The sequence below is a fragment of the Micromonospora sp. NPDC005203 genome, from assembly GCF_042872705.1.
Lineage (GTDB): Bacteria > Actinomycetota > Actinomycetes > Mycobacteriales > Micromonosporaceae > Micromonospora.
In genome coordinates, this window is the sequence record NZ_JBIAKV010000001.1 from 201914 (window position 1) to 219273 (window position 17360).

A 17360-nucleotide genomic window follows, 5' to 3' on the forward strand; every position below is an offset into this window, starting at 1 on the left:
CGCCGCCGCGCCGCCGAGCGCCGCCGCGCCGCCGAGCGCCGCCGCGCCGCCGAGCGCCGCCGCGCCGCCGAGCGCCGCCGCGCCGCCGAGCGCCGCCGCGCCGCCGAGCGCCGCCGGGCCGGCAGCGCCGACCGCCGGCCCGCAGACCGAGGCCGCACCGACCGAGGCCGCACCGACCGAGGCCGCACCGACTGCGGCCGGGCCGAGCGTGGTTGAGCTGCGCACTGCCGGCGGTACGGCCGAGGGCTGGCGACTGGGGCGGGATCCGCTGATGCTCGTCATGGTGACGAGCACCGCCGTGGTGATCGCGGCGATCGGCGGCATCAACGTGATCGAGGTCTTCTTCATCCGGGAGACGCTCGGCGGTTCCGCCACCACGTACGGCCTCGTTGGTGCCGCCTGGATGGCCGGTATGTTGCCCGGCGGCTGGCTGGCGGCGCGGCTCGCCCGCCGGCTCGACGACGACGGCGCGCTGGTCTGCGGAGTGCTGGTCGCGCTCGGCGGGTGCAGCCTGATGGTGCTGCTGGCCGCGTGGGTGCCAACGGCCGGCGTGCTGGTGCCGCTCTGGCTGGTGGCGGGAGCGGCGAACGGCGCGGCGAACGTCTTCGCCAGCCTGCTCATTGCTCTCCGGGTGCCGGAGGCGATGCGCGCCCGTGCGTACGCCAGTTTTGGCGCGGCGGTGCAGGGCGGCTCGATGGCCGGTTATCTGCTCGGCGGCGCGCTGCTCACGCGAGCGTCGCCCCGGCCGCTGATCGCGGTGGCCGGCGCGGCCGGGATCCTGGTGGTGCTGGTGTTCGTGCCGGTCGTCGCCCGGGCGCTACGCGGGCCGGAGCGCGGGTAACCGGCCGGACCGGGGGGCGACAAGGCGGGCGGACCGGTGTGCGAGCAGCCGGTCCGGCGTTGACGCCCAGGGGTGGCAGGTGCCAGCGGGTCAGCAGGGCGAATGCGGGCTTGGCCACTCCGGGCCGACCCGCCGAGCCGGACCCGAGGGCCGGGGATACGGTCGGGTCATGGCTGAGCGCATCGCACGCCCGCGGGTCGGGCACATCCAGTTCCTGAACTGCCTGCCGATCTACTGGGGTCTGATGCGCTCCGGTGCCCTGCTCGACGTCGACCTGCAGAAGGATTCGCCGGATCGGTTGAGCGCGGCGCTTGTCGCCGGTGACCTCGACATCGGCCCGATCACCCTGTTGGAGTACCTGAAGCACGCCGACGAGCTGCTCCTCCTGCCGGACCTGGCGGTGGGCAGTGACGGACCGGTGCTCTCGGTCAACATGGTCTCCACCCGACCTCTCGACGAGCTGGACGGCGCCCGGGTGGCGCTCGGCTCGACCTCGCGGACCGGGGTGATGCTGGCCCAGTTGCTGCTTGCCGAGCGGTACCACGTGCGGCCCGAATACTTCCGCTGCCCGCCGGACCTGACGCAGATGCTGCTCGAGGCCGACGCCGGGGTGCTGATCGGGGACGTGGCGCTGCGGGCGTACTACGAGGCGCCGAAGCGCGGGCTCATCGTCACCGACCTCGGGCAGGCGTGGCGGGAGTGGAGCGGGCTGCCGATGGTCTTCGCCGTCTGGGCGGTCCGCCGCGACTTCGCCGCCGCCCACCCGGGTCTGGTCAAGGAGGTGCACGAGGCGTTCCTGCGCTCGCGGGACCTCTGCCTGGCCGAGCTGGACCAGGTCGCCGAGGCCGCAGCCCGCTGGGAGACGTTCGACGCGGAGACGCTCGCCACGTACTTCCGTACCCTGGATTTCTCGCTCGGTGACCGGCAGGTCGCCGGGTTACGCGAGTGGGCCCGGCGAGCCGCCGCGATCGGTGCGGCCCCGGAGTTGCCGGAGGGTGGCCCGGAGTTCTTCGCCGGCTGACCGGCGGGTCGGCCCCGCGGCGCGCGAGGCCACAGGGCACCAACGGCGGACCGGCCCCGCGCGGCGCGCGAGGCCGCGGCTCAGGTGCCGGGGCGCAGGAGCGCCTCGGTGATCTTCTCGCAGTTCTTCATGCCGTAGTCGTAGCCCATGTTGATCGGGTACCTGACCATCACGCCCATCGTCCAGGTGCCGCCGATGGCCAGGCAGTTGATGTGCATCTCCTGCTCCTTGGTCCGGTCGATCCACCCGTTCTTGATGGCGATCTGCTTCTGCTCGTCGGCCGGGAAGGCCTTACGGATTCCGAAGTCACCAGCGCCGCGGACCAACTTCATCTCGTTGAGCAGCCACTTGGTCCACTTCGGCCCGGCGGCGGTGCCGGTGGCGATGCAGTTGCCCAGGCGGGCGGTGTCCCGGGGGGAGAGCGCCGTCCGACTCCAACCGCCGTCGGGGGCCACCTTGCTGTCGGTCAGCTTGCACATGGAGATCAACCGCTTGATCGAGGCGTCCCGGTCGACCTGGTTGTAGAACTGTTCGGCCCGGGTGTTGTCGCTGTCCCGGATGATCCGCGTCGCGTCGGCGAGCTTCGCGGCGCTGGGCGTCTGGCCGGCGTCGGCCGCGCGACGCAGGTAGTCGGCCACGATCCAGGACTTGATCATCGAGGCGGTCGTGCTTGTCTCGTTCATGTTCTTGGAGCCGATGATCTGCCCGGTGCGCCGGTCCAGCACGCTCCAGGAGTACCAGCCCTCGATGTCCAGCTTGAGATCCTTGGCCACGAACGGCAGCGGCTCCAGCGACGGGCTGGGGCTCGGCGACGGCGCGGTCGGCTGGCGGGCACTCCGGTTGGTGCCTGCGCCGGTGGGGCGGTCGCTCGTGCCGGAGCCGGCGTCGCCCCACTTGGCGGCGGCCGCCGACTCGAACGGTGACCCCGGCAACAGCCGCAGCGACACCAGTACCAACCCGATCAGGATGACGGCGATGGCGACCAGCCGCAGCGGGGACGCTTCGCCGCCGCCACGCCGGTCGGCCCGCCGATTTCCGGCCATCAGAGCTTCCCGACCGGTTGCTGGGGCACCTTGAGCGCGGCGCCGGGCTGCGGGGTGACCAACTGGGTGGCCACACTGGCGCAGACCTTCGCGCCGTAGTCGAGACTGTTCTTGGCCGGGTAGCGCAGCATCACCGCGAGACTCCACTTGTCGGTGACGGCGAGGCAGTTGACGTGCCAGTTGGCGTCGTAGTAGATCCGCGTCCATCCATTCTTTATGCTGACCGGGCCCTGCGCGGTGATCGACTTTGGCAGGCCGTCGATGATCCCCCAGCGGCCACCGCCAGTCCTGGCCTTCTGGTCCTTCGCCGCGGTGGTGCCCCGGACCTTGCTCATCTGATCCAGCACCCACGGGGTCCACTTCCGGCCAGCGGCCTTACCGTCGGCGATGCAGTCGCCGAGCCGGACCGCGTCGCGCGGGGACATCTGGGTGAAGCTCCAGTAGCCGGAGAACGGCTTGATATTGCCGCGTTTGGTGTCGGTCAGTCCGCAGATCTTGATCGCCCGCTGGATCACCGCGTCGGGCGTGCTGCTCGTGGATGGCCTGTACGAGCCGCCCGCGGCAGCGTGGACCTGGTTGGCCGCGGTGTCGTTGCTGTCGATGATGGCGAGGCTGGCGGCCTTCTTCAGTGCCGGCGGCGGTTCCTTGTCGCCGAGCTGCCGCAGGTAGTCCGAGACGATCCACGCCTTGATCATCGACTCGGTGGAGCTGGTCTCGGCCATGTTCGGCGACCCGGAGATCGCGCCGGTCTGCCGATCCAGCAGAGCCCAGGAGAAGAAGTCGCCCTGGAAGTCCACCGACACCGGACCGGCCGCCAGCGTGGGCGGCGGCGGTGGCGCGGGTGCGGGCGCGGCGACCTGCGAGGCAGCGCCGCCTCCACCGCCTCCGCCGCTGTCGCCCCTGGAGAGTCGGGCGTACGCGGCGGGGACCAGGAGGACGCCGCCGAGCAGGATCGCCACGATGGCGAGCACCAGGGTCACGCGGGGACGCATGAGTGGGTGAACTCCAGGTGTCAGGGCCGGGGGACCGGCTTGTTGTCCGGACGAATCGGCCGATCGCCAAGGCCGGGGGAGGTGGCCTCTGTCTGGCGGCAATCATCTGAAGCCGATCGGTGTGCCGGCCGAAAGTCTACGTCCGGCTGGGCGACTTGCCAGGACCCGACACTAGGCGACCTGGGATAAAGGTGAGATATGCGACCGGTATGCGGCTCTTGCGGGGATTCACCTTTGTTTCGTGGCCCAAGTCACGCCGCCATCCGGACGGCCTGGTCACGCAAAGCGCTCATTCCGCTACGGATCGGTTGTCGGAATCCTGTTACACCCTATGGCTTCTTGGATTGCCAGCTGTAACACTTGTCCCATGTATGGCAACGACTTCCCGACCCCGACCGACACGTCGGACGCCGCTGCGGGCGACGCGCCCGCTGCCGGCCTGCTGGGCGAGGTCGAGGCCGCCGAGGCGGAGCTCCGCGTGGCGGCGGCGCGCGGCCGGCGCGGCGGACCCGCGCCAGACGAGGACCTCGCGGCGTACTTCGCCGAGGTGGTCGACGCCGAGCAGAAGATCGAGCCACGCGACTGGATGCCCGACGCGTACCGCCGGACGCTGATCCGGCAGATCGCCCAGCACGCCCACTCCGAGATCATCGGCATGCAGCCGGAGGGCAACTGGATCAGCCGGGCGCCCTCGCTCAAGCGCAAGGCGATCCTGCTGGCCAAGGTGCAGGACGAGGCGGGTCACGGCCTCTACCTCTATGCCGCCGCCGAGACCCTCGGCATCAGCCGCGACGAGCTGGTCCAACTGCTGCTCGACGGTCGCCAGAAGTACAGCTCGATCTTCAACTACCCCACCCTGAGCTGGGCCGACATGGGCGCGATCGGTTGGCTGGTGGACGGCGCGGCGATCGTCAACCAGGTGCCGTTGTGCCGCTGCTCGTACGGCCCGTACGCCCGCGCGATGATCCGGGTCTGCAAGGAGGAGTCGTTCCACCAGCGGCAGGGCTACGAGATCCTGCACACCCTCGCGCACGGCACCCCGGCGCAGCAGGCGATGGCCCAGGACGCGGTGGACCGGTGGTGGTACCCGTCACTGGCGATGTTCGGCCCGCCGGACGGCGACTCCACGCACTCCGCCCAGTCGATGGCCTGGAAGATCAAGCGCTTCTCCAACGACGATCTGCGCCAGCGTTTCGTCGACATGTGCGTCCAGCAGGCCGAGATCCTCGGCGTGCGCATCCCCGACCCGGACCTGCGCTGGAACGAGGAGCGGCAGGCTTACGACTACACCCAGCCGGACTACGACGAGCTGCTGCGGGTCATCTCCGGCGACGGTCCGTGCAACCGGGAGCGGATCGCCCACCGCCGGGCGGCACACGCCGAGGGTGCCTGGGTCCGCGAGGCCGCCACGGCGTACGCCGCGAAGCGGGCGCAACAGAAGGAGAAGGTGGCCGCGTGACTACCGAACACTCGCCGCTCTGGGAGGTCTTCGTGCGGGCGCGACGCGGGTTGTCGCACACCCACGTCGGCAGCCTGCACGCCCCCGACGCGGAGCTGGCCCTGCGCAACGCCCGGGACCTGTACACCCGCCGTCAGGAGGGTGTGTCGATCTGGGTGGTGCCGGCCGGCGCGATCACCGCGTCCAGCCCGGACGAGAAGGACTCCTTTTTCGACCCGGCCGCCGACAAGGTCTACCGCCACCCCACCTTCTACGAGGTGCCGGACGGGGTGGCCCACCTGTGAGCGAGCGGAGCGAGCGAACCAGCCGGCTCAGCAGCGGGGCGCTTCGCGCCGCCGCCGAGCGTAGCGAGGTGGTGGCGGGAAGCGAGCGGAGCGAGCGCACCAGCCGGCTCAGCAGCGGGGCGCTTCGCGCCGCCGCCGAGCGCAGCGAGGTGCTGGCGTGAACGGGCCGTACGACTTCACCCTCGCCCTCGCCGACGACGCGTTGGTCGCGGCGCAACGACTGGCCGAGTGGACGACCCGCGCGCCGGAGATGGAAGAGGACATCGCGCTTGCCAACATCGCCCTCGACCAGCTCGGGGCGGCGCGGCTGCTGCTGTCGTACGCGGGCGAGTTGGAGGGCGCGGGCCGGGACGAGGACGCGTTGGCGTTCCTGCGCGACGACCGCGAGTTCCGCAACGCGCTCCTGGTCGAGCTGCCCAACGGCGACTTCGCGGTGACCATGGCGAAGCTGTTCTTCCTGGCGGCCTACCAGCTGCCGCTGTACACGGCGCTGGCCGGTTGCGCCGACGAGCGGCTGGCCGCGATCGGCGCGAAGGCGCGCAAGGAGTCGGCGTACCACCTGGACCATGGCGCGTTGTGGGTGAAGCGGCTCGGTGACGGCACCGAGGAGTCGCACCGTCGGATGCAGGCGGCCGTCGACCAGGTGTGGCCGTACACCCACGAGTTGTTCGCCGCGGACCCGGCGGCGCCGGTCGACCCGGCCACCCTGCGGCCGGCGTTCGACGAGGCCGTCGGCGCGGTGCTGGCCGAGGCGACGCTCACCCGGCCGGAGAGCGGCTGGGCCCCGGCCGGCGGGCGGGACGGCGTGCACACCGAGCACCTGGCCTACCTGCTCGCCGAGATGCAGGTGCTGCACCGCGCCCATCCCGGGGCGCGCTGGTGAGCGCGAGGAGCGCGGCGCAGCGGAGCCCCGCTGTCGCGAGCGGCGGCGGTACGGTGAGCGCGCGGAGCGGGAACCCGCCAGCCACGACCGGCGGCACGCTTAGTGCGCGGGAGGCCGCCGCCGGTGTCGTGGACCCGGAGATCCGGGTGATCACCATTGACGAGCTGGGCATCCTGCGGGCGGTCGAGGAGGACCGGGCCAGCGGCCGGATCACCGTCACCATCACCCCGACCTACACCGGTTGCCCGGCGATGGACGTGATCCGCACCGACATCCGCCGCGCGCTGGCGGTCGCCGGCCACCCCGACGCCGAGGTCCGCACCGTCTACAACCCAGCGTGGAGCACCGACTGGATCTCCGAGGGTGGGCGGGCCAAGCTCGCCGCCGCCGGGATCGCCCCGCCGGCCCCGGTGCCCACCTCCGGCGTCGTCCCGCTGACGCTCACGGTCCGCTGCCCGCAGTGCGGGTCACCGGAGACCGAGCAGGTCAGCCGGTTCGGCTCCACCGCGTGCAAGGCGCTGTGGCGCTGCCGTTCGTGCTCCGAACCCTTCGACCACCTGAAGGCGCTGTGACTGTCACCATCACCCGTCCGGTCCGCCGCCGACCGGTCTTCCACCCGTTGTCGGTCGCTGCCGTCGACCGGCTCACCGACGATGCGGTCGCGGTGACCTTCGCCGTACCCGAGGATCTGCGGGAGACCTTCGCCTTCCGCGCGGGTCAGCACCTCACCGTGCGGCGAGCCGCGGAGGACGGCACGGATGTGCGCCGGTCGTACTCGATCTGCTCCACCCCCGACGACCTGGCCCGGCACGGCCGGTTGCGGATCGGGGTGCGGGAGATCCCCGGCGGCGCCTTCTCGGCGTTCGCGTGCGGGGCGCTGCGCGGTGGCGACACCGTCGAGGTGCTGCCGCCGTTGGGCACCTTCACCACGGCGTTCGCGCCGGACCGGGTGCGGCACTACGGCGCGGTCGTCGCCGGCTCCGGCATCACCCCGGTGCTCGCGCTCGTCGCGACCGCGCTGGCCGTCGAGCCGGCCAGCACCTTCACCCTGGTGTACGGCAACCGCACGGCGAACACGGTGATGTTCGCCGAGGAGCTGGCCGATCTGAAGGACCGTTATCCCACCCGGCTGCACCTGGTGCACGTGCTCTCCCGGGAGCAGGGCGAGTCGGCGCTGCTCTCCGGGCGGATCGACGTCGAGCGGCTGGGCCGGTTGCTGGGCACCATCGTGCCGGGCGACGTGATCGAGGAGTGGTTTCTCTGCGGCCCGTACGCCATGGTGGTCGACGTCCGGGACGTGCTGACCGCACGCGGGCTGCCCGAGTCGGCGGTGCACACCGAGCTGTTCCACGTCGACGCGCCACCGGAGCCGGTGCGCCGTCCGGTGGACCAGGCGGGTGCCGGGGCGGAGGTGACCATCGTGCTGGACGGCAGGTCGTCGAGCTTCACGATGGGTCGCGAGGAGCGGGTGCTGGACGCCGCGTTGAAGGTGCGCGGCGAGTTGCCGTACGCCTGCAAGGGCGGCGTCTGCTCGACCTGTAAGGCGAAGGTGGTCGACGGGTCGGTCACGATGGCCCGCAACTACTCCCTGGAGCCGGACGAGTTGGCCGCCGGCTACGTCCTCACCTGCCAGTCCAGCCCGACCACCGACCGGCTCACGGTCGACTACGACGCCTGACCTTCGCAGCGCGCCGACCCGACCCGGTCGGCCCGGTGCTGGCCTTCGCGCAACCGCCTCACCCGCGTCGATCTTGCACTTCCTGTCGCCTGTTTGCGTGGAATGCCCCTAATGCCGCGACAGAAAGTGCAAGATCGCGGAGACGGTGCTGCGCGAGATCCTGACATCACAGCCCTGAACCACCCCTCAGGGCCAACGCGCGTGACCGGCGTAGGCTCGGGGGCGTGACGGTGAGCCGGGAGATCGACGACATCCTGCAGCGTGGCGCGGACGGCGGGCGGATCACGCCCGAGGAGGCGTTGCTGCTCTACACCGAGGCGCCCTTCCACGCGTTGGGTGAGGCGGCGGACGCGGTGCGTCGGCGGCGCTACCCGGACAACGTCGTCACGTACCTGATCGATCGCAACATCAACTACACGAACGTCTGCGTGACGGCGTGCAAGTTCTGCGCGTTCTACCGCGCGCCGAAGCACACGGAGGGGTGGACCCACCCGACCGAGGAGATCCTGCGCCGGTGCGGCGAGGCGGTCGAGCTGGGCGCGACCCAGGTGATGCTCCAGGGCGGGCACCACCCGGACTACGGCGTGGAGTACTACGAGGAGTTGTTCTCCTCGGTCAAGCAGGCGTACCCGCAGCTGGTCATCCACTCGATCGGCCCCAGCGAGATCCTGCACATGGCGAAGGTCTCCGGGGTGAGCCTGGACGAGGCCATCGCCCGGATCAAGACCGCCGGTCTGGACTCGATCGCGGGCGCCGGCGCGGAGATGCTGCCGGAGCGTCCGCGCAAGGCCATCGCGCCGCTCAAGGAGTCGGGTGAGCGCTGGCTGGAGGTCATGGAGCTGGCGCACCGGCAGGGCATCGAGTCGACCGCCACCATGATGATGGGCACCGGCGAGACGCACGCCGAGCGGATCGAGCACCTGCGCATGATCCGGGACGTGCAGGACCGCACCCGCGGCTTCCGGTCCTTCATCCCGTGGACGTACCAGCCGGAGAACAACCACCTCAAGGGCCGCACCCAGGCCACCACCCTGGAATACCTGCGCCTCGTCGCGGTGGCCCGGCTCTTCTTCGAGACCGTGCCGCACCTCCAGGCGTCCTGGTTGACCACCGGCAAGGACGTCGGGCAGCTCTCGCTGCACATGGGCGTGGACGACCTCGGCTCGATCATGCTGGAGGAGAACGTGATCTCCTCCGCCGGTGCGCGGCACCGCTCCAACCTGCACGAGCTGATCGGCATGATCCGCTCGGCGGACCGGATCCCCGCGCAGCGCGACACCCTCTACCACCGGCTCGCGGTGCACCACACGCCTGCCGACGACCCGACCGACGAGCGGGTGGTGTCGCACTTCTCCTCGATCGCGCTTCCCGGCGGCGGCGCGGGCCGGTCCCTGCCGCTCGTCGAGGTCAACTGACGCGGCGCGTCGCCCGGCCGTTCGGCTGACCGAGGCTCATGCTCCCGCCGGATCGCTTCGGCGGTACGGGTGGTCCGGGCCGCCGCAGCGTCAGGCTGTCCGCCGCAGGGGTGGTGAAGGTGATCGTCGGCGGCTAGCGTCCCGGCTCATATCCGTCATCGTCGGCGACCGGTGGTTCAGCGCGATCGTGCTGGTGGCGGGTGTTCTGATGGTCGTTCGTGGGCTGTCCTCCATCGGCCCGTTGCGGGCCGTTCATATAACGCACGGCGGTACGGGCGGGATGGGTGACCATCCCGCCCGTACCGTCTGCGGACCCGGGGCCGGACGGACGAAAAGGGCCCCGCACGCTGGCGTGCGTGATCGACCTCCGATAACGTCCGCTCGTTCCGCAATCAATCTTTCTTCCCTACCCCCCGGGGGACCGATGACAGCGTTCCACCGCACGGCCCTGGCCCGCGCTGGCGTGGTGGCCCTGCTCGCGGCCGGTGGCCTGGCTACCGTGGCCGCCCCGGCGCAGGCCGCCGACCAGGCCGATCTGGCACTGGTGCCGCTCAGCACCGAGTTGGCCAAGGGTGTCAAGGCCGCCAAGGCGAAGCCGTTCAAGTTCCTGGTGGACAACACCCGGAGCGCGGTCGCCGCCAAGGGCGTCAGCTACACCGTGGACACCAGCAACCTGCTGAAGAGCGCGGTCGGGGTCGTCGTGCCCGACGGCTGCCAGGTGAAGGGCAAGACGTTCACCTGCCCGCTCGGCGACGTGCCGGCCGGCACCAGCGAGGACTTCGGCATCCCGCTCTTCTCCACGGGGGCGCGCGGCGAGGCCGGCACGCTTGTGGTCACCATCAAGTCGGCCACCGCCGACCCCAAGCTCAAGGACAACCGGGTCGAGCACGACATCACCGTCGGCAAGCCCGGCTACGACCTGACCAGTTGGGTGCAGGACGTCCACGCGAACGTCGTGGTGAACGGCGTCCAGGGCGATGATCCCGACCTCCGGCCGGTCAAGCGCGGCGAGACGGTGCCGCTGGACTGGGCGGTCTACAACGACGGCAGCCGCAAGGCCACCGGCCTGTCCTACGTGCTCACGCTCCCGGCCGGCGTCACCTTCGCCACCCTCCCGGACGCCTGCTCGTCGCAGACCTTGGGCGGTGTCGCCCAGGCGCTCTGCCAGGACGACGGCGCGGTGATCAAGCCTGGTGAGTACTACACGGCGGACGTCAAGGTGACGGTCGGCGCGAACGTCACCGAGCCGGTGCTGCGGGTCGGCGAGCTGGTCGCGCAGGGTCTCGACGCCGCGACGGGTCAGGCCGAGGAGCAGCCCGAGCCGGCGACCAGCGCCCAGCGCAAGGCCTTCACCGAGGTCGACGAGGGCGACAACCAGGCGGTCTTCGACGTCTTCGTCGACCTGACCGCGCAGCCGACCCCGACTCCCACGGCCACCCCGACGTCCACGGCCACCCCGACGCCCACCGCCACCCCGACGTCCACGGCCACCCCGACGCCGGGTGGGACCGCCACCCCGACGCCGGGCGGCACGACCAGCCCGGGTGGTACGACCAGCCCGGGTGGTACGCCGACGCCGGGCGCGAGCACGTCGCCGGCTGCCGGTGGTGGCGGCTCCGGTGGTGGTGGCCTGCCGGTGACGGGTGTGCAGGTCGGTCTGATCGGTGGCATCGGCGGCCTCATCCTGCTGGTGGGCGGTGCCCTGCTGGTGCTCTCCCGCCGGCGCAAGGTCGTCCTGGTCGCCCCGAGCGACGAGAAGCCCACCGACTGACAGCGGCACTGGCAGGCGGCGTCTGGACACCGGAACGACGCGAGGGCGGGGTGGGCGACCACCCCGCCCCTTCGCGTAACGGGGTGCCGCACCACCCCAGGGGCACCGCCTGGCGGGCGGCTGGCAGAGTGGAGGGGTGAGCCGTTCCCCACAGGGCCAGCGCGCCAGTCTGGACAAGCAGCCGCACGAGGTCGCCGCGATGTTCGACGGCGTGGCGGAGCGCTACGACCTGACCAACACGGTGATTTCCTTCGGCCAGGACCGGTTGTGGCGTCGGGCCACCCGGGCGGCGCTCGGGCTGCGGCCGGGCGAGCGGGTGCTGGACGTGGGCGCGGGCACCGGCGTCTCGACCCGGGAGTTGGCGCAGTCCGGGGCGTACGCGGTGGGGGCTGACCTGTCGTTGGGCATGCTGTACGCCGGTAAGCGGGTCCGTCCCGAGGTGCCGCTGCTGGCCGGCGACGCGCTGCGGCTGCCGTTCGCCGACGCCAGTTTCGACGCGGTGACCATCTCCTTCGCGTTGCGCAACGTCAACGACACCGACGCGGCCCTGCGCGAGTTGGCCCGGGTCACCCGGCCGGGTGGGCGGTTGGCGATCTGTGAGTTCAGTACCCCGGTCAACCCGGTCTTCCGAACGGTCTACCTGTCGTACCTGATGCGGTCGCTGCCGGTGGTCGCCCGAACGGTGTCGAGCAACCCCGACGCGTACGTCTATCTCGCCGAGTCGGTGCGGGCCTGGCCGGCGCAGGAGGCGCTTGCCAGCCGGGTCGCCGCGGCCGGGTGGGGCCGGGTGGCCTGGCGCAACCTGACCGGTGGTGTGGTGGCCCTGCACCGGGGGATCCGCGAGTAGTCGCCGCGACCGACGCGGGCCGCACGACGATCACCGAGCCGGCGGGCCGGACGCCATTCACGCGGACATTGCTCAGGTTTCGCGAATATCGGTCTTTAGTCCACTTTGCCCCGTACGCTCGTCCGCATGACCGGAGCAGACCCGGCGGACCCGGTGGCCGCCACCGACGACGACGCTGCCGAACTTGTCGCGCAACTGCGCGCGTTGGCCGGAGCCGATCCGGTGGAGGTCCGACAGGTGGTCGCCGAGGTGTTGGCGGCGCTGGACCGGGCGGCGGGCGGTGCGCTCCGGGAGCACCTGCCGGAGGCCATCCGGGTCGATGCGGGCCTGGAAGCCCCCAGCCCGGCCTGACACTCGACCGCTGTGGATGGTCGAGGGCTGTCACATCGGCGAGTTAGGCACCCCTGATCCTGCGCAGGTATGACGCCGGTCATACACTCGTCCCGTCTGGCTTGTGAAGCATTTCACGAGCGTGCGGGAGGAGGCGCGAATGACCGAGGTGGAACATGACGCCGACGTCATTGTCGTGGGCGCCGGTCCCGGTGGGTCAGCTACTGCGTACCACCTGGCTCGGCACGGCGTACGGGTGCTGGTGTTGGAGAAGACCGAGTTCCCGCGGGAGAAGGTCTGCGGCGACGGGTTGACCCCGCGCGCGGTGCGCCAGCTCGTCCGGATGGGTGTGGACACCTCGCCCGAGGCCGGCTGGCTGCACAACCGCGGCCTGCGGGTCATCGGCGGCGGGGTGCGCCTCGAGCTGGACTGGCCCGAGCTGGCCAGCTTCCCCAACTACGGTCTGGTGCGTACGCGTCTCGACTTCGACGACCTCCTCGCCCAGCGGGCGGTGGCCGCCGGCGCGAAGCTGCGCACCAGCGTCAACGTGCTGGGCCCGGTGCTCGACGGCGATGGCCGCGTCACCGGCGTCGAGGCGGAGGTCGGGCCGGGCAAGGAGCCGACCACGTTCCACGCCCCGCTCGTCGTCGCGGCGGACGGCGTCTCCGGCCGGTTCCCGCTCGCGCTCGGGCTGGCCAAGCGGGAGGACCGGCCGATCGGTGTGGCCGTCCGCCGCTACTACAACTCGCCGGCCAAGCACGAGGACAACTACCTGGAGTCCTGGCTGGAGCTGCGCAGCAAGGACAGCGGCGACAACCTGCTGCCCGGGTACGGCTGGATCTTCGGCCTGGGCGACGGTCGGGTCAACGTCGGTCTCGGCGTGCTCAACTCGTCCTCCGCGTTCGGCAAGACCAACTACCGCCGGCTGCTCACCGACTGGCTCGCCAACACCCCGGTTGACTGGGGGATGACCGACGAGACGAACGCCGACGGCCCGATCCTCGGCGCCGCGCTGCCGATGGGCTTCAACCGGGTGCCCCACTACACCCGAGGGGTGCTGCTGGTCGGCGACTCGGGCGGCATGGTCAACCCGTTCAACGGCGAGGGCATCGCGTACGCGATGGAGTCCGGCGAACTGGCCGCGGAGGTCATGGTCCAGGCCCTCGCCCGGCCGGCCGGCCCGGAGCGGGAGCGGGCGCTGCTGGCGTACCCGAACGAGCTGAAGGCCCGCCTCGGCGGCTACTACCGGCTGGGCGGCATCTTCGTGAAACTGATCGGCCGCCCGGAGATCATGCGGATCGCCACCAAACACGGCATGCCGCACCCGACGCTGATGCGTTTCGTGCTCAAGCTGTTGGCCAACCTGACCGACCCGCGTGGCGGGGACGCGATGGACCGGGTCATCAACGCGATGACGAAGGCCGCGCCAGCTGTCTGAGTAGGACAGCATCGGTGCTGGTCACGGCCCCGACGCTGACAAAGATCGACCCCCGCCGACTGCCACTGCGAGGGACGTGAATAGTGTGATTTTCGTCAAGCACCGAGGGCAGGGAAGGACGAGCAGGAGAAAACGATGTCGCTCTCGCCTTACGCACCGATCATCGGGCTGTTCGCCCTCGCCGCGGCGTTCTCGCTGTTTTCCGTTGGCGCCGCCCGCTTCGCCGGTCCCCGTCGCTACAACAAGGCCAAACTCGAGGCTTACGAGTGCGGCATCGAGCCCAGCCCGCAGCCGGTCGGCGGCGGCCGGTTCCCGATCAAGTTCTACCTGACGGCGATGCTCTTCATCGTCTTCGACATCGAGATCATCTTCCTCTACCCCTGGGCGGTCTCGTTCGACGCCCTGCCGATCTTCGGCTTCGTGGAGATGGTCCTGTTCATCGTCGCGGTCTTCGTTGCGTACGCCTACGTGTGGCGGCGCGGCGGCCTGGACTGGGACTGAGGAAGGAACGTCAGATGGGCATCGAGGAGAAGCTTCCCGCCGGCGTCCTGCTCACCTCGGTGGAGAAGCTGGTCAACTGGTCCCGGAAGTCGTCCGTGTGGGGCGCCACCTTCGGCCTGGCCTGCTGCGCCATCGAGATGATGGCAGCCGGTGGTCCGCACTACGACATGGGCCGCTGGGGCATGGAGGTCTTCCGGGCGTCCCCCCGGCAGGCCGACCTGATGATCGTGGCCGGCCGGGTGAGTCAGAAGATGGCTCCGGTGCTGCGCCAGATCTACGACCAGATGGCCGAGCCCCGTTGGGTGCTTTCCATGGGCGTCTGCGCCAGCAGCGGGGGCATGTTCAACAACTACGCGATCGTGCAGGGCGTCGACCACGTGGTGCCGGTCGACATGTACCTCCCCGGCTGCCCGCCCCGGCCGGAGATGCTCATCGACGCGATCCTCAAGCTCCGCGAGAAGATCATGTATGAGCCGCTGGGTCCGAACGGTCGCAAGATGCTGGCCGCCCGCCAGGAGCGCGGCGACGTACCGGTCGTGCCCTACGGCTCCATGCCCTCCTCGTACCGCAGCGACAAGGCCCGCCGTGCCGAGTGGACCCGGGCGGTCCGCGAGGGCCGCGAGGAGCAGTTGCGGATCGAGAACTGGATGAACGCTCAGAACCACCTCCACCCGCAGGCAGGCCCCAAATGACGTCACCCACGGACAAGCCCAACGACGGCCCGGTGCCGGTGCCGGTCACGCCGGCCGGCGCCACCAGCGGTGCCCCCGCCGAGCTTCCGCCGGCCAGCCCGGCCGGTCGCGGGATGTTCGGCAACCAGGGCACCGGCGACGTGTCCGGCTACGGCGGCCTGGTCCGCCAGCGCCAGCCCATCGAGGAGGCGTCCCGGCCGTACGGGGGCTACTTCGACGAGGTGCGCGACGCGTTGGAGGAGGCGTACCCGGCCTTCGCCGACGCGATCGAGAAGGTCGTGGTCGACCGGGGCGAGCTGACCCTGCACGTCCGCCCGGAGCGGATCGCCGAGGTCTGCCAGGTGCTGCGCGACGACCTGGCGCTGCGGTTCGAGCTGTGCTCCTCGGTGTCCGGCGTGGACTACCTGGGCGCCGACGAGCGCCGGCTGCACGTGGTCTACCTGCTCACCTCGATGACGTACCGGCGTCGGGTCCGGTTGGAGGCCGCGGTCTCCGTGGCGGCCCCGCACCTGCCCAGCGTGACAGCCATCTACCCGACGGCGGACTGGCAGGAGCGGGAGGCGTACGACATGTTCGGCATCGTCTTCGACGGCCACCCCAACCTGACCCGGATCCTCATGCCGGACGACTGGGAGGGCCACCCGCAGCGCAAGGACTACCCGCTCGGCGGCGTGCCCGTCGAGTACAAGGGCGCGGAGATCCAGCCGCCGAACGAGCGGAGGTCGTACCAGTGACGACGTCGAACTACGCCAGCGAGCGTGAGACCGACGAGGGTCGGGTCTTCACCGTCACCGGTGGGGACTGGGACACCATCGTCTCGGGCACCGACCCGATCAACGACGAGCGGATCGTCGTCAACATGGGTCCGCAGCACCCGTCCACGCACGGGGTGCTGCGGCTGATCCTGGAGCTGGAGGGCGAGACGGTCCGTGAGGCCCGATCCGTCATCGGCTACCTGCACACCGGCATCGAGAAGAACCTCGAATACCGCAACTGGGTTCAGGGCTCGACGTTCGTGACCCGGATGGACTACCTCGCCCCGATCTTCAACGAGACGGCGTACGCGCTCGCGGTCGAGAAGCTGCTCGGCATCACCGACGACATCACCGAGCGGGCCACCACCATCCGCGTGCTGATGATGGAGCTCAACCGGATCTCGTCGCACCTGGTCTGGCTGGCCACCACCGGCATGGAGCTGGGCGCGATCTCGATCATGCTGTACGGCTTCCGCGAGCGGGAGTACATCCTCGACATCTTCGAGACCATCACCGGCCTGCGGATGAACCACGCGTACGTCCGGCCGGGCGGCGTGGCGCAGGACGTGCCCGACGACGCGATCGTCAAGATCCGCGAGTTCCTCAAGATGATGCCGAAGAAGCTCAAGGAGTACGAGGACCTGCTCTCCGGCCAGCCGATCTGGACCGAGCGGACGAAGAACGTCGCGGTGCTGGACGTGACCGGCTGTGTCGCGCTCGGCATCACCGGTCCGGTGCTGCGCTCTGCCGGCCTCGCCTGGGACCTGCGCAAGACCATGCCGTACTGCGGTTACGAGAACTACGAGTTCGACGTGCCGACCCACCCCGACGGTGACGTGTGGGGCCGCTACCAGGTCCGGCTCGCCGAGATCCGGGAGTCGATGAAGCTTGTCGAGCAGGCCCTGGACCGGCTCCGTCCGGGACCGGTGATGGTCGCCGACCGCAAGATCGCCTGGCCGGCGCAGCTCGCCATCGGTGTGGACGGCATGGGCAACTCGCTGGAGCACGTCGCCAAGATCATGGGTCAGTCGATGGAGTCGCTGATCCACCACTTCAAGCTGGTGACCGAGGGTTTCCGGGTTCCGCCCGGCCAGGTGTACGTCGCCATCGAGGCGCCCCGCGGCGAGCTGGGCGTGCACGCGGTCTCCGACGGTGGCACCCGGCCGTACCGGGTGCACTACCGGGAGCCGAGCTTCGTCAACCTCCAGGCTCTCCCGGCGATGGCCGAGGGTGGCCTGATCGCCGACGTGATCGCCGGCGGCGCCTCGTTGGACCCGGTCATGGGGGGTTGTGACAGGTGAGTGCGAGGAGTGAGCTTGCGAGCCCCAGCCGCTCGCGCGAGGAGAGAGCGGAGCGAGCCCCGCAGTCGCGGGCAGACGCCAGCCCAGTCGCGAACGGAAGGCGGCTCTG

Annotated in this window: 19 protein-coding genes; 17 read left to right on the forward strand and 2 right to left on the reverse strand. The window is 70.7% G+C overall.

The features are described 5' to 3' along the window. Both ACFYPM_RS01000 and ACFYPM_RS01005 read left to right on the forward strand, forming a co-directional pair. A partial coding sequence (locus ACFYPM_RS01000; protein WP_387189842.1) for an MFS transporter occupies window positions 1-841 on the forward strand: 841 nt, incomplete at its 5' end. A gap of 169 nt (window positions 842-1010) precedes the next feature. Further along, on the forward strand, window positions 1011-1862 hold the full coding sequence (locus ACFYPM_RS01005; RefSeq protein WP_357251468.1) for a menaquinone biosynthesis protein: 852 nt from the start codon (window positions 1011-1013) through the stop codon (window positions 1860-1862). An 80-nt stretch (window positions 1863-1942) separates the two neighbouring features. Here the strand turns inward: ACFYPM_RS01005 and ACFYPM_RS01010 are convergent, their stop codons facing one another. Both ACFYPM_RS01010 and ACFYPM_RS01015 read right to left on the reverse strand, forming a co-directional pair. Beyond that, window positions 1943-2905 (reverse strand): hypothetical protein, encoded by a 963-nt coding sequence (locus ACFYPM_RS01010; RefSeq protein ID WP_387189844.1) that lies wholly within the window; start codon window positions 2903-2905, stop codon window positions 1943-1945. Beyond that, window positions 2905-3897: a hypothetical protein gene (locus ACFYPM_RS01015; protein ID WP_387189847.1), complete on the reverse strand. Its 993-nt coding sequence runs from the start codon at window positions 3895-3897 to the stop codon at window positions 2905-2907. Before ACFYPM_RS01015 ends, ACFYPM_RS01010 begins: the two co-directional genes overlap by 1 nt. 367 nt (window positions 3898-4264) lie before the next feature. Here ACFYPM_RS01015 and paaA point away from each other — a divergent pair, with 367 nt between their 5' ends. The 15 genes from paaA (at window position 4265) to ACFYPM_RS01090 (ending at window position 17251) form a co-directional block, all read left to right on the forward strand. Beyond that, window positions 4265-5356: a 1,2-phenylacetyl-CoA epoxidase subunit PaaA gene (gene paaA, locus ACFYPM_RS01020; protein WP_387189849.1), complete on the forward strand. Its 1092-nt coding sequence runs from the start codon at window positions 4265-4267 to the stop codon at window positions 5354-5356. Continuing rightward, the gene (gene paaB / locus ACFYPM_RS01025; RefSeq protein ID WP_357805152.1) at window positions 5353-5640 is read left to right on the forward strand and encodes a 1,2-phenylacetyl-CoA epoxidase subunit PaaB; all 288 of its coding nucleotides are present in this window, start codon (window positions 5353-5355) and stop codon (window positions 5638-5640) included. The genes paaA and paaB overlap by 4 nt, the downstream gene beginning before the upstream one ends. After that, window positions 5637-5801, forward strand: a complete 165-nt coding sequence (locus ACFYPM_RS01030) for a hypothetical protein (protein WP_387189851.1) — start codon at window positions 5637-5639, stop codon at window positions 5799-5801. Before paaB ends, ACFYPM_RS01030 begins: the two co-directional genes overlap by 4 nt. Next, window positions 5798-6523, forward strand: coding sequence for a 1,2-phenylacetyl-CoA epoxidase subunit PaaC (gene paaC, locus ACFYPM_RS01035; RefSeq protein ID WP_387189854.1), 726 nt, complete (start codon window positions 5798-5800; stop codon window positions 6521-6523). The genes ACFYPM_RS01030 and paaC overlap by 4 nt, the downstream gene beginning before the upstream one ends. Window positions 6524-6651: 128 nt before the next feature. Continuing rightward, entirely contained in the window at window positions 6652-7095 is a 444-nt protein-coding gene (gene paaD / locus ACFYPM_RS01040) for a 1,2-phenylacetyl-CoA epoxidase subunit PaaD (protein ID WP_387191404.1), read from the forward strand. Next, entirely contained in the window at window positions 7092-8201 is a 1110-nt protein-coding gene (gene paaE / locus ACFYPM_RS01045; RefSeq protein WP_387189856.1) for a 1,2-phenylacetyl-CoA epoxidase subunit PaaE, read from the forward strand. The genes paaD and paaE overlap by 4 nt, the downstream gene beginning before the upstream one ends. A 224-nt stretch (window positions 8202-8425) precedes the next feature. Next, a complete protein-coding gene (mqnC, locus tag ACFYPM_RS01050; RefSeq protein WP_357251484.1) occupies window positions 8426-9616 on the forward strand; it encodes a cyclic dehypoxanthinyl futalosine synthase in 1191 nt (396 codons plus the stop codon). A 424-nt stretch (window positions 9617-10040) separates the two neighbouring features. Beyond that, window positions 10041-11387, forward strand: coding sequence for an LPXTG cell wall anchor domain-containing protein (locus tag ACFYPM_RS01055; protein WP_387189859.1), 1347 nt, complete (start codon window positions 10041-10043; stop codon window positions 11385-11387). A 136-nt stretch (window positions 11388-11523) separates the two neighbouring features. Next, window positions 11524-12234, forward strand: a complete 711-nt coding sequence (locus ACFYPM_RS01060; protein ID WP_387189861.1) for a demethylmenaquinone methyltransferase — start codon at window positions 11524-11526, stop codon at window positions 12232-12234. A 126-nt stretch (window positions 12235-12360) separates the two neighbouring features. Further along, the gene (locus ACFYPM_RS01065) at window positions 12361-12585 is read left to right on the forward strand and encodes a hypothetical protein (RefSeq protein ID WP_387189863.1); all 225 of its coding nucleotides are present in this window, start codon (window positions 12361-12363) and stop codon (window positions 12583-12585) included. 139 nt (window positions 12586-12724) lie between these two features. Then, on the forward strand, window positions 12725-14002 hold the full coding sequence (locus tag ACFYPM_RS01070; protein ID WP_387189866.1) for a geranylgeranyl reductase family protein: 1278 nt from the start codon (window positions 12725-12727) through the stop codon (window positions 14000-14002). A gap of 135 nt (window positions 14003-14137) precedes the next feature. Further along, window positions 14138-14503, forward strand: a complete 366-nt coding sequence (locus ACFYPM_RS01075; RefSeq protein WP_007454588.1) for an NADH-quinone oxidoreductase subunit A — start codon at window positions 14138-14140, stop codon at window positions 14501-14503. A 14-nt stretch (window positions 14504-14517) separates the two neighbouring features. Then, window positions 14518-15195, forward strand: coding sequence for an NADH-quinone oxidoreductase subunit B family protein (locus tag ACFYPM_RS01080; RefSeq protein ID WP_030486262.1), 678 nt, complete (start codon window positions 14518-14520; stop codon window positions 15193-15195). Continuing rightward, entirely contained in the window at window positions 15192-15929 is a 738-nt protein-coding gene (locus ACFYPM_RS01085) for an NADH-quinone oxidoreductase subunit C (RefSeq protein WP_387189868.1), read from the forward strand. Before ACFYPM_RS01080 ends, ACFYPM_RS01085 begins: the two co-directional genes overlap by 4 nt. After that, complete coding sequence (locus ACFYPM_RS01090) at window positions 15926-17251, forward strand: NADH-quinone oxidoreductase subunit D (protein ID WP_357251500.1); 1326 nt, start codon at window positions 15926-15928, stop codon at window positions 17249-17251. Before ACFYPM_RS01085 ends, ACFYPM_RS01090 begins: the two co-directional genes overlap by 4 nt. Window positions 17252-17360: the final 109 nt, after the last annotated feature.